The sequence below is a fragment of the Bacillus sp. ISL-41 genome (genome assembly GCF_018613235.1).
Taxonomy (GTDB): domain Bacteria; phylum Bacillota; class Bacilli; order Bacillales; family Cytobacillaceae; genus Mesobacillus.
The window spans coordinates 23,089-35,889 of the sequence record NZ_JAGGQP010000034.1 but is presented as its reverse complement, the minus strand read 5'-3'; the positions used below and the strand labels follow the sequence as shown (position 1 = coordinate 35,889).

Annotated in this window: 7 protein-coding genes; 1 reads left to right on the top strand and 6 read right to left on the bottom strand. The window is 42.4% G+C overall.

What is annotated here, in order from left to right; genetic code table 11:
• Positions 1–33: 33 nt before the first annotated feature.
• The 4 genes from J7I80_RS17820 to parE form a co-directional block, all read right to left on the bottom strand.
• The gene (locus tag J7I80_RS17820) at positions 34–792 is read right to left on the bottom strand and encodes a hypothetical protein (RefSeq protein ID WP_214740006.1); all 759 of its coding nucleotides are present in this window, start codon (positions 790–792) and stop codon (positions 34–36) included.
• Positions 793–884: 92 nt separating this feature from the next.
• Complete coding sequence (locus tag J7I80_RS17815) at positions 885–2,318, bottom strand: alanine/glycine:cation symporter family protein (protein WP_214740004.1); 1,434 nt, start codon at positions 2,316–2,318, stop codon at positions 885–887.
• 204 nt (positions 2,319–2,522) lie between these two features.
• Entirely contained in the window at positions 2,523–4,964 is a 2,442-nt protein-coding gene (gene parC, locus J7I80_RS17810; protein ID WP_214740002.1) for a DNA topoisomerase IV subunit A, read from the bottom strand.
• The gene (parE, locus tag J7I80_RS17805) at positions 4,961–6,940 is read right to left on the bottom strand and encodes a DNA topoisomerase IV subunit B (protein ID WP_214740000.1); all 1,980 of its coding nucleotides are present in this window, start codon (positions 6,938–6,940) and stop codon (positions 4,961–4,963) included. The genes parC and parE overlap by 4 nt, the downstream gene beginning before the upstream one ends.
• A gap of 571 nt (positions 6,941–7,511) precedes the next feature.
• On the opposite strand from parE, the gene J7I80_RS17800 reads away from it, so the two are divergent.
• Positions 7,512–8,906: a S8 family peptidase gene (locus J7I80_RS17800; RefSeq protein ID WP_214739998.1), complete on the top strand. Its 1,395-nt coding sequence runs from the start codon at positions 7,512–7,514 to the stop codon at positions 8,904–8,906.
• A gap of 53 nt (positions 8,907–8,959) precedes the next feature.
• On the opposite strand, the gene helD is transcribed toward J7I80_RS17800, so the two are convergent.
• Positions 8,960–11,287 (bottom strand): RNA polymerase recycling motor HelD, encoded by a 2,328-nt coding sequence (helD, locus tag J7I80_RS17795; protein ID WP_353050132.1) that lies wholly within the window; start codon positions 11,285–11,287, stop codon positions 8,960–8,962.
• 302 nt (positions 11,288–11,589) lie between these two features.
• Positions 11,590–12,723 carry a glycerate kinase gene (locus J7I80_RS17790; RefSeq protein ID WP_214739994.1) on the bottom strand — a complete coding sequence of 378 codons (1,134 nt, stop codon included), beginning with the start codon at positions 12,721–12,723 and terminating at the stop codon, positions 11,590–11,592.
• Positions 12,724–12,801 lie beyond the last annotated feature (78 nt).

Below are 12,801 nucleotides of genomic sequence, written 5' to 3'. Positions count from 1 at the left end.
CCAGCTGTGTGAAATACGTGACAATCGCCTATTTTATTGAGCTTTCAAGGGTTTGACTTCAGCACTTAATAATTTCCATTTTCCGTTTTCATATAACCAGGACGATTCAAGATTGGCGATTCCATCCGCATTATATGCTCCATTTATCCGCTGACTGCCTATTAATCCGTAAAGCCCCTTTTTGACCTTTACTGGCTCCAATAATCCGAATGGAAGAATCATTAGTTCAGTCGGTTCATTTAATTTTCCATTCTGATATAGCCCGAGCCTTTCATAATCATCTTTCCTGTCGCTTAAATCAAAGCTGTACGACTGGCCTGTTTCTTCAATCTTAATGGAAGCCTTGTATCCATCCTCAAATTGGCTGCTAACTGCCAAAGCTTCTGGTACAGTGAGATTGGCAACTTGGAAATCCTTTAAACTATATAAAAAATAATTCGAAAGACCTCCGCTTCCTCCCGTAGGAATACTGATAAATATGTCTTTCACAGAATCGTGATTCAAATCTTTATATATAGTAGCGGGATCGTATCCACCCTTTAGATCGATTTTATAGATTTCTCCATTGGAAGCCCTGATTTTCAGGAAAATCTTCTTGAGAAACTGAGCACCTTCTTCATAAGGCACGCCTTTTCCATAAATCAAGTCTTTCTTACCGTCGCCCGTAATATCCACTTTGTCTTCTGAAATCGTCCCCGTTTTTTCGTTGGATTCTCCTGTATATACGCCGGCGAAGGCGGTTAACGACATAAAAAAGAATGCACCAAACGTGATTAATAGTTCCCTTCTCATTTTAAATCACCCCGTTAAAGTTAATTTCTCCAGGAATGGTAAAAAAATACACAAAAAAACCCCTCTGACTGAATCAGAAGGGTTAGACATGATTACTTATTTTCGGACTCTACAGACTTTCGATAATCCCAGGACTCTATTCCTGTCAAACCATCGATTGAATCCGCATAGAAAACTGGATCTTTTCCTTGTTTTCGCTGTTCCCTGTAATCCTTTAATGCTGCCATCGCAATCTTCGCTAACAAGGTAATGGCTATAAGATTGATCAATGCCATTATGCCCATGAAGAGATCTGCCAAATTCCAGACAATGGCTAACTCGGCAATTGAACCGAACAAAACCATTCCAATAACAGCAAGACGATAAACTAATAATGCCGTAGGGCTTTCCTTGATGAATTCAATATTCGTTTCACCATAATAGTAATTTCCAATAATAGAGGTGAAGGCAAAAAGGAAAATAGCTCCGCCGACAAACGCTGGTGCCCATGAACCAACATGCGCTGTCAGAGCTGCCTGGGTTAACTGTATTCCATCTAAATCAGGGTTCGTATATTCGCCCGACATGATGATGATAAAGGCTGTTGCCGTACAAATCAGTAAAGTATCCGTAAATACACCTAATGTTTGGATTAGGCCTTGTTTCACTGGATGGGTTACAGCCGCAGTAGCAGCTGCATTTGGCGCACTGCCCATTCCAGCCTCGTTGGAGAATAGTCCTCTCTTGATTCCCATCATAACCGCTGCACCCATTCCACCGCCTACTACTTCCTGCAGGCCGAATGCGTTCTTGACGATCAATGATAGCATAGCAGGTATTTCACTGAAATTCATGATCACAATGATCACGGCAAGAATCAAATATAACACCGCCATGATTGGCACGATAATTTGAGAAACAAAAGCGATCCTTTTAATCCCGCCAAAAATGACCGCCGCAGTCATAACAGCCAAAATGACTCCCATCCAAAAGCGATCGAATCCAAACGCCTGGTCAAAAGCAAGGGAAATGGTGTTGGATTGTACAGAACTAAAGACCAAACCAAAAGTAAAGACAATAATTATAGCAAATAAGATTCCCAGCCATCTCTTATTTAACCCGCGTTCCATATAATAAGCTGGACCGCCGCGATATTCTGCCTCATCTTTATCTTTAACCTTATAAATTTGGGCTAGAGTACTTTCGATGAAGCTGGAAGCTGCGCCTACAAGGGCAATGATCCACATCCAGAAGACCGCTCCTGGCCCTCCTGCAGAGATGGCCGTCGCAACTCCAGCCAGGTTCCCTGTCCCAACTCTAGAAGCTAAGCTGACCGTAAAAGCCTGAAATGAAGACCTGCCCCTTTTTCCCTCTGATGATACGGTCGCTGGATCTTTAAGTACTTTAATCATTTCAGGGAAGTATTTGAATTGAACAAATCTGGTTCTGAACGTAAAATATGTACCCAATACAACCAGTACAGCAATTAAAACATAGCTCCACATATAATTGTTTAATTCGGATATAATGTTGTTGAAAATCTCCATAAAAAACTCCTTTATTATGTTCTAGACAAAGTTATTTCAATATAGTTTTTAATGTACCAAAATTGTAATCGCTTTACAATGGTACTTCACTCCCATTATCAGATTTGCCTCAGAAAGACAGGAAGTTACCTACCTATTACCCTGATTATGTTAAGAAAAACAAAAAACACAGCAAATTCACTGTGTTTTTTGTTGGAATTGGTATTATTGAGAGTCTTTTGCTTGTTCATTCTCGCTTTTCCAGATTCCTGTAAGCTTTCCAGTTTCACTTTCATCCACAAGGAAGGATCCATTTGTATATCGATCGCTAAACCTTAATTCTGAAGCTTTTACTGAAACAATATGCTGTTTTTCTGACTGGAAGAATAATTCTTCATCGTCCTTGACTGCGTCCATACCAATAATACGGTGAGGATTTGCTTTCAATTCACGCAGCATGACAACACCGCGTTTCGCCCGGGAAGTTTTCTCGAACTCAGACAGCTTCATTTTTTTAACGGCACCACGCTGGGTAGCTATGACAATAGAATGGCTTTGATTGTTGTCGAGAATTTTCCCGCCGACAACATAATCCCCATCCTTCAGGTTCATCCCCTTTACACCAGCTGCCCTTACCCCAATTGGACTGATTTCTTCTTCGCTGAACCACAGACCATAGCCGAGATGTGATGCGAGGAATAAATCCTTCTCACCATTGGTTACATGTACATCGATGACACGGTCGTCACCTTTCACATTGATCGCGGTTAGCGGCTTGGAGTAACGCTGTGCTTTATAAAGGTTTAATTCGGATTTCTTTACCATGCCATTCCTGGTCACAAATACAAAGAAAGAATTTTGTTCGAAATCCGTGACAGGGACAGCTTTTATGATCTCTTCATCCCGGTCTAACGGCACAAGGTTTGCTACATGCTGGCCAAGATCTTTCCAACGTATGTCAGGCAGCTCATGGACAGGCAAATATAGGAAGCTGCCTTTATTCGTGAACAACAGCAGGACATCCTTTGTATTCATATTCAACTGTGATAAAAGCCTATCCGTGTCCTTCATCGCAAAATCCTGCCCATTGGAGGCGGCATATGATCTTTGGCTGGTTCGTTTAACGTACCCATCCTTCGTCACAGTTACGATGACATCCTCGCTTGCAATCAGAACTTCAAGGTTAATCTTGATTTCCTCAATCTCTTCCTCGATTTTTGTTCTGCGTTCATCCGAGAACCGCTTTTTGACATCCTTCAGTTCCTTTTTAATGACAGATAATAACTTTTTCTCACTGCCGAGAATAGCGGTAAGCTCCTCTACTTTCTTGGCTAGCTCTTCTGCCTCGGCTTGAAGCGCAGTAATATCGGTATTCGTCAGGCGGTATAATTGCAAGGATACAATCGCTTCAGCCTGGACCTCGGTGAATTCAAATTTCTTAATTAAATTATCCTTGGCGTCACGTTTATCTTTTGACGCCCGGATCGTTGCGATTACCTGGTCAAGAATCGATAAAGCTTTTATAAGCCCTTCGACGATATGCTGACGGTCACGAGCTTTTTGAAGGTCATATTGCGAACGCTTTGTCACAACATCCTTCTGGTGGTCAATATAAGCATCAAGCAACTCGGCAAGCCCCATCAGTACAGGTCTTTTCTTGTTGATGGCTACCATATTGAAGTTATACGTAATCTGCAAATCGCTGTTCTTGTAGAGGTAGTTCAACACACCATTTGCATCCGCTTCTTTTTTCAGTTCGATTACAACACGTAGCCCTGTGCGGTCGGTCTCATCACGTACTTCTGCAATGCCTTCCACTTTACGGTCCAGTCGAAATTCATCAATACGTTTTACCAGAGTGGCTTTATTGATTTCATAGGGAACTTCTGTGATTGCAATTTGCTGCTTGCCGCCGCGGATGTCTTCAATTTCAGCTTTGCCGCGAACGATGATCTTACCTTTGCCGGTTTTATATGCTTTAGTCATACCCTCGATTCCCTGTATGATTCCTCCTGTCGGGAAATCCGGGCCTTTTATGACTTGCATCAGATCTTCCACAGTACATGCAGGGTTATCCATCCTCATGATGACCCCATCAATTACTTCCGCTAAGTTATGGGGAGGAATATCAGTCGCATAACCCGCTGATATTCCTGTTGAACCATTGACCAGCAAGTTAGGGAACATCGCAGGAAGCACCGTAGGCTCACTTGAGGTATCATCAAAATTCGGAATGAACTCGACTGTCCTTTTCTCGATATCCCTTAATAGTTCGCCGGCGATGGCCGACAATCTTGCTTCTGTATAACGCATCGCAGCCGGAGGGTCACCGTCGATGCTTCCGTTGTTCCCGTGCATCTCCACAAGATAGTTCCGCACTTTCCAATCCTGGCTCATACGGACCATGGCTTCATAAACAGAGGAATCACCGTGAGGGTGGTAGTTACCAATTACGTTACCGACTGTCTTTGCCGATTTACGGAAGCCTTTTTCACTTGTATTTCCTTCCACGTGCATAGCGTACAAAATCCTGCGTTGAACAGGCTTTAGTCCGTCCCTTGCGTCAGGGAGTGCACGTTCCTGGATTATATATTTACTATAGCGGCCGAAACGGTCGCCCAATACGTCTTCTAAAGGGAGGTCACGAAATTTTTCTACTGAACTCATTCGTCAGCAACCTCCTCTGCAACTGAGATATTTTCATTTTCAAGGATGTTCCCATCTTCCTCCAGGCCGAACGCCACATTTGATTCAATCCACTTTCTGCGTGGTTCTACCTTATCCCCCATAAGGGTCGTCACTCTTCGCTCCGCTCTTGCTGCATCATCAATACGCACTCGGATTAACGTTCTTGTCTCGGGATCCATTGTCGTTTCCCAAAGCTGGTCGGCATTCATTTCCCCAAGACCCTTATAACGCTGGATAATATAGCCTTTGCCGACCTTTTTCATCGCGTCCTTCAGCTCATCGTCGCTCCAGGCATATTCGATAATTTCTTTTTTACCCGTTCCCTTGCTGACCTTATATAAAGGCGGCAATGCAATGAATACCTTGCCAGCTTCAATTAACGGTTTCATATAACGGTAAAAGAATGTCAGTAACAGCACCTGGATATGGGCACCGTCGGTATCAGCATCCGTCATGATGACTATTTTGTCATAGTTGATGTCTTCTACATTGAAGTCTGAACCAACACCGGCACCAATCGCGTGGATGATCGTATTAATTTCTTCGTTTTTGAAAATGTCCTGCAGCTTTGCTTTTTCCGTGTTGATGACTTTACCGCGCAATGGCAGCACAGCCTGGAACTTCCTGTCACGCCCTTGTTTGGCAGAACCACCAGCGGAATCACCCTCTACCAGGTATAATTCATTTTTTGCAGGGTTCTTTGATTGTGCTGGAGTCAGTTTGCCAGACAGCACTGCATCTGATCTCTTTCTCTTCTTCCCGCTTCTTGCATCTTCGCGCGCTTTTCGGGCAGCTTCACGTGCCTGGTAAGCCTTGATGGACTTTCGGATCAGCAATGTACTGATATCAGGATTTTCCTCAAGGAAATATGACAGATGTTCTGAAACGACAGAATCAACCGCGGACCTGGCTTCACTTGTCCCCAGCTTTCCCTTTGTCTGGCCTTCAAATTGCAGCAGCTCTTCAGGGATTCGCACGGAGACGATGCCGGCCAATCCTTCCCGAATGTCAGCACCATCAAGGTTCTTGTCCTTCTCCTTGAGCAAACCAACCTTTCGGGCATATTCATTGAATACTCTCGTCATCGCTGTTTTGGCCCCAGCTTCATGTGTACCGCCATCTTTTGTCCGGACATTGTTGACGAATGAGAGCACATTCTCTGAGTACCCATCATTAAATTGGAAGGCAAACTCCACTTCTATGTTGCTGTACACACCTTCAAAGCTGACAACTGGATGCATCACATCTTTTTCTTCGTTCAAGTATTCAACAAATGCCTGGATTCCAGTCTCATAATGGAAAACATCTTTTACATCATTACGCTCATCGATTAAATCTATTTTCAATCCTTTTAATAAAAAGGCAGACTCTCTAAGACGTTCCGAGAGGGTATCATAGTTATAGGTTAGCGTAGAGAAAATTGCCGGGTCAGGTTTAAAGTGGATTATCGTTCCTGATTGGTTGGTTTTTCCGATCTTTTCGAGCGTAGTCACTGGTTTTCCGCCATTTTCAAAACGCTGTTCATAGACAAAACCATCACGTTTTATGGTTACAACCAGCCATTCTGATAATGCGTTTACAACGGAGGCACCTACACCATGAAGTCCGCCGCTCGTTTTATATCCGCCCTGACCAAACTTTCCCCCTGCGTGCAGGACAGTAAGGATCACCTCTGGAGTCGGTTTTCCAAGCTTGTGCATCCCCGTTGGCATGCCTCGGCCTTTATCCTGTACACTGATGGAATTATCTTTATGGATTTTGACAATGATTTGACTGCCGTAGCCGCCAAGTGCTTCGTCTACAGAGTTATCAACGATTTCAAATACGAGGTGATGAAGTCCCCGTGTATCCGTGCTGCCGATATACATACCCGGCCTTTTGCGAACCGCTTCTAGGCCTTCAAGTACCTGTATGGCATCATCATTATAATCAAAAGCTTGCTGATTTCTTGCCACAAACATACCCCTTTCGTTTCTTGCAAACAACATTGACGGTTTTTATGTATAGTGTCAATGAATTCGTTAAGTATTCGTCTTTTTTAAATAAGGCTGTTTTCGTATTGATAGTTGCTTTTCGTATAAAATGTCTACTCCAGCGTATTTAGGCTTCGAAACTGTGTTCTTTAAATGGATAACCTGTTTCTTTAGCTTGTGAAACAACACGTTAACGAAAAGAACCGTTGAAAAAGGACTAGGTTCTTATCTCCTTTTTCAGTATCAGAACAGTTGTTCTCTTAGTTATTTTACCATAAGAATGGCGTCTATGCTTAATTGTAGCGATTAATTGGGATTTGGCAAACGGAATTCAAGAATTAATTGGAATTTTGTCATAAAAAATCGGTTATTTGGGGACTAATGTGAAGCTTTCATGTCATTTTTTTGTTGTATATTCACTCCCATAGAGAAATAAATCTCCTTCACCCTTCCACAATTACCGGGCTTTTAAACTCCCAGAGATTTCCGCCGTTAATTTTTTCAGTAGTACTGCAACATAAGAACAAATACATTTTACGGAGGCCTTTTATTTATGAGAAGAACGAAGGTGTTTATTCTTGGGTTGTCATTCATCCTTCTTCTCGCCCTTACTGCCGGCGGGGTGTTCAGGAATGACGATTATCAAACAGGGCATGGAGCAAGAACCCATTCCTCGGGACAGCAAATTATGTTAACAGAGTCTATGGCAAAAGTTAATAACGTGAAGATGGGTGAGGAAGTCAAGAATCAACTCGACACACAAGAAGAAGTCACACTGATTTTTCATAACAAAAAGGATACAAGCCACTATTATGATCATGAAGCCACAGTTGATTTTGTTAACGAACCAAGTGTAGAGGAATTAGAAGAAATTACACGTGATATTAAAGGCTGGGTCATCAAGCATCTAAACTCAATATATATTTTCAGGTCAACGGTGATGGAAACGCCGGAAATGATCGAGTATTTTAACCAGAGAAAAAATATTGAATATGCTGAGCCCAACTTTATCTTGATGCAAAATGAAGTGATCGGTCCCAATGACCTGCTCTACCAGGAAAATTATCAATGGAATTTGCCAGTCATAGGTACTGAACAAGGATGGAAGGTAACCCGCGGAAATGAAGATATTGAAATAGCGATCGTCGATACAGGTGTTGATTTGGACCATCCCGATTTAAGGAACCGCCTTGTTAAAGGCTATAACGTGATTGATGAAAAATCCGAACCGGATGATGACAACGGGCATGGAACCCATGTAGCAGGAATAATTGCTTCAGAAACGAACAATAACGAAGGTGTGGCCGGCATGACATGGTTCAGTAAAATCATGCCCATAAAAGCGATGGGTGCAAAAGGCTATGGCACAACATTCGATATCGCTAAAGGGATTGTCTGGGCTGTCGACCATGGAGCGGATGTGATCAATCTTAGCCTTGGCAATTACCAGCCTTCAAAGGTTCTTGAAGAATCTGTACGTTATGCCTATAAGAAAAATGTAGTCATGGTTTCTGCAGCTGGCAATGATGGTTCAGACCAGCCGACCTATCCTTCTGCATATCCTGAAGTATTGAGTGTTTCTGCAGTTGATTATAATGGGAACAAAGCAAGCTTTTCAAACTACGGGGATTATATTGATATTGCTGCTCCAGGTGTTTATATTCCCAGCACTTATTTTAACAAGCAATATGCTGCCCTTTCCGGGACATCAATGGCTGCACCGCATGTCGCTGGCCTTGCTGCTTTAATTAAATCTGCCAACACCGACTTAAGCAGTTCTCAAGTGATTAGAATCATAAAGAATTCCGCGATCGATCTTGGGGAACAAGGGAAAGATAGTAACTATGGAAATGGCTTAATTGATGTGAATTCAGCACTGCAGGAAGCAGGCAGAGAACAACCAAGCCACAGCAAACGAGAGAAGTCATTGTTTGAATGGCTCAGATAATGATTAATCCATAAAACAACAAGCCGCCATTGATATTTGGCGGCTTGTTGCTGTCAGACCAGATTATATAGTTGTTCATCTACCTGTTGAAGAAGCGGACTAAGCCTTCCTTTAGAAAGGACATACAGCTCATGCATGGCCCGTGTGCAGGCGGTATATAACAATTTCCTTTCTTCAGTTCTTGTATAGGACGATGAATCGTAAATAATCACTGCGTCGAATTCAATCCCTTTTGCCAGGTATGTCGGTACAACATTGATACCATTTTCAAACGTCAATGTGCCTTTTTCGATCAATCTCGCGTCATACGCTTTTTTCACTTCCTCGAAAGCTGCTTTGCTCTCTCTGGCAGTTTTGCAAATAACCGCGATATTTTTATGTCCTGATTTCTGTAAATCGGAAATAATATCATTTACCTTTAGATTATGATCGCTGCCTTCAAGGCTTTGAACGATAACCGGCTTAGGTCCCGTACGATTGAAAGGCTCAATCATATCTCCTCCCTCGATCAATTGGCGGGTAAATTCAACAATTTGTTTCGTTGACCGGTATGTCTTCGTAAGCCTGTAAAGTTCCTTTTCCCCAAATTCAAGAGCTGATTCAGCAAGAATAGTGGGTGCGCCTGTTGGTCCCGAGTAAATCGCCTGGTTAATATCCCCTAACAAAGTCATCTTGCTGTATGGAAACATCATTTTTATATAGGCAAACTGGAAAGGTGTGTAATCCTGTGCTTCATCAATGAACACGTGGCGTATCGAAGTATTCGATTTCCTTCCTTCAATCAAGTCTTGAAGGTACAGAAAAGGAGTCGCGTCCTCATATGCTATATATCTGTTTTCTAAATTACTGATGGCTTGTTCACAAGAGACAGTCCAATTTTTAGGCATTGAGGCAGTTTTAAGCTGTCCATCCTTGAAGAAATTCTTGTATATGGCTCTGATATTAATGAATTTCAATCTTTTTACCGCATTGAACAAAGGCTTAAAACGTCTTTTGACTACCATTTCCGAGAGCCACTGCTGCTCACGGTCATAATCATGGAAGGTATCATCCGATCCTCCCTGTTTTTGCTGACTTTGTTTGAAGGCCTCCAAGTAATCTTCCTTTTCAAGGAATTGAATCTCTTTTTCCACCCATTCCTGGGACAATTCGGCTTTTGCTTTTTTCTTAAGTTCCTTTAGCAGCCATTCCTTAACAAGCTGAACTCTATTCGGAATTGAAATATTGCTGTCGAGTGAGCCATAGTAAGCCGCTATATCCTTCTTGGATATGATCGCCCGTTTATTTAACCCCAAACTCTTAAAAACAAGAGTCTCCCTGGAAAGTTTCCCGGCGTACTGATCCAATAATTCTTTAAATTCCAAACTTGCCTTAAAGCGAATGCTTTCTATCCTGTCAAAATAACTTTCATTTTTTTCTGCCTCAAGAAGGAATTCCATCTGCTCAAAAGGATCTTCAAGTTGATAATCCGAGCCAAAACGAGTTGAAAGATATTCCTGGAAGGTAGCTTGCTGCATATTTTCCTCGCCAAGCTCAGGCAATACCGTTGCAACATAGCTATTAAAAAGCGGATTTGGTGAGAATAACATAATATTTTCTGATGTAATGATATTCCTGTACTTATAAAGTAAATAAGCAACCCGCTGCATGGCTGCAGAAGTTTTGCCGCTCCCGGCCACACCCTGGACAACAACAAGGCTGCTTGAGTCATTGCGGATTATTTGGTTCTGTTCCTTCTGAATCGTTGCCACAATCGTTTTCATCTGGGTATCGGCATTGTTGCCCAGGACTTCCTGAAGCATTTCGTCACCAATTGTTACCCCGGTTTCAAACATTGCTTTGATTTTGCCGCCTTTAATAACGAACTGGCGTTTTAACTCCATTGATCCTTCAATGATATCTGTTTCTGTTTTATATTGTGCGGGACCGGGGGAGTAGTCGTAATAAAGACCCGAAATTGGCGCTCTCCAGTCATAAATCAGGAAGTTTTCTTCCTTTTCATCCATTAGGGTTGCAATGCCCAAGTATATCCTCTCAGCTTCTTTTTCCCCATCTTCTTTAAAATCGACTCTGCCGAAGTAAGGTGAAAACCTTAGGCGTGATAATGTTTGCAGCTGCTTGATCATTTGTGATTGTGTCCGCTCACGTTCTGATAAAAGAGCGGCCTGCTGTTTAATACTCGTGAAGGTTTCCGCTACATCATCAGCTTCATCGAAGTTAACCGTAACATCCTCCCAGAAGGTTTTTCTGATTTGAAGAGCATCTGAGCCTACATCACTTGAACTTTCATTCCATTTTTCTGCTTTTTTATCAATTTCCTGAATGATGGAATCGACACGTTCCTGTTCTATTCCTAAATCTTTAAGCTGCTTTTCTTCCACGAAAATCACTCCCAAACTCAAAGCTCTGCTCTTATACTTGACTACAACTTTAATTTGTGTTATTGTTATATTAGAATCTTTGTGCATGTAAAACCTTGTCTAATAACTGCCATCATTCATTTTACTATGTACATATCTTTATTACAAATATCTAAAACCTAAAACCTAAAACCACCTTAAGGGTGCTTTTTTATTTTTTACATAAGTTTTAATTATATTTATTCTATTACCAACCTTTTTAAACATGAAAACCGCGATGCTGATCTTGCAGCACGCGGTTTTCATGTTTATTTATTATTCGTTTATTTGCTTAGTTTGATTACGGATGCGATATTTGCTGCCATTCTTTCGACATATGTGTGTGCGTTTTTAAATGCGTCATCTAGAGAAATAACACCTGGTATTATGCTGAACACAGCGTCGATCCCATGCTCGTGGACTACCTCACTGTCCGAGGCTACATTTCCTGCGATGGCAATGACAGGTACATTATGTCGTTTCGCTGTCTTGGCAACGCCAATAGGAGTTTTCCCGAAAATTGTCTGTCCATCAATCTTGCCTTCACCAGTAATGACAAAATCAGCATCTAGTATGTGGGTTTCAAGATTGGCAGCATCAAGTACAATGTCAACTCCTCTTTTTAACTCGGCTGACAGGAATGCCATCAACCCGCCGCCAAGTCCCCCTGCTGCTCCGGCGCCTGAAACAGGTTCGATATCTTTGCCAAGGTCAGTACGGAGAATTTCAGCGAAATGGTGGAGGTTGTTGTCCAATACTTCAACCATCTCAGGTACTGCACCCTTTTGTGGTCCGAATATATGTGATGCGCCTCTCAAGCCTGTTAATGGATTATCTACGTCGCAGGCAACATCAATTTTTACTGTTTCCAGCCGTTTATCTATTCCATCCATGTTGACTGAAGCAAGAGAATCTAAAGCTCCTCCACCTTCGCCAATTTCTCTTCCATCTGAATCCAGAAGCATGATCCCAAGGGCTCTTGCCATGCCGGCACCTCCATCATTAGTGGCACTCCCGCCAATCCCAATGATGATATGTTCAACACCATAATCCAAAGCCGCAGCAATCAATTCGCCTGTTCCCCGAGTGGTAGTAACCAGCGGGTTTCGTTCTCCGGGAGGTACAAGATGGAGTCCTGAGGCCGCGGCCATCTCTATGACCGCGGTCTTTTCGTCGCCGGATATACCAAAAAATGCATCAACTGGAGTACCGAGTGGTCCAGTTACTGTTTTCGTGATTATTTTCCCGCCTGTGGCGTCAACAAGGGATTGAACAGTTCCTTCGCCTCCGTCTGCCATGGGTACTTTTACGAAATTTGCCTCAGGAAGAATTTTTTTCATTCCATTTTCGATCGCTGTAGCTACTTCAAGCGCTGTAAGGCTCTCTTTAAAAGAATCTGGTGCAATCACAATTTTCATGCTCGTTTCTCCTCTCATCATATACGGAGTATCAATACACTTGATATGAAAGGTCTGGACTTCTTTGAAAATCCAGAC

Excerpts from the sequence above, each read along its gene's own strand:
- J7I80_RS17820 (WP_214740006.1), bottom strand. The coding sequence starts at position 792 with ATGAGAAGGGAACTATTAATCACGTTTGGTGCATTCTTTTTTATGTCG.
- J7I80_RS17815 (WP_214740004.1), bottom strand. The coding sequence starts at position 2,318 with ATGGAGATTTTCAACAACATTATATCCGAATTAAACAATTATATGTGG.
- parC (WP_214740002.1), bottom strand. The coding sequence starts at position 4,964 with ATGAGTTCAGTAGAAAAATTTCGTGACCTCCCTTTAGAAGACGTATTG.
- J7I80_RS17800 (WP_214739998.1), top strand. The coding sequence starts at position 7,512 with ATGAGAAGAACGAAGGTGTTTATTCTTGGGTTGTCATTCATCCTTCTT.
- J7I80_RS17790 (WP_214739994.1), bottom strand. The coding sequence starts at position 12,723 with ATGAAAATTGTGATTGCACCAGATTCTTTTAAAGAGAGCCTTACAGCG.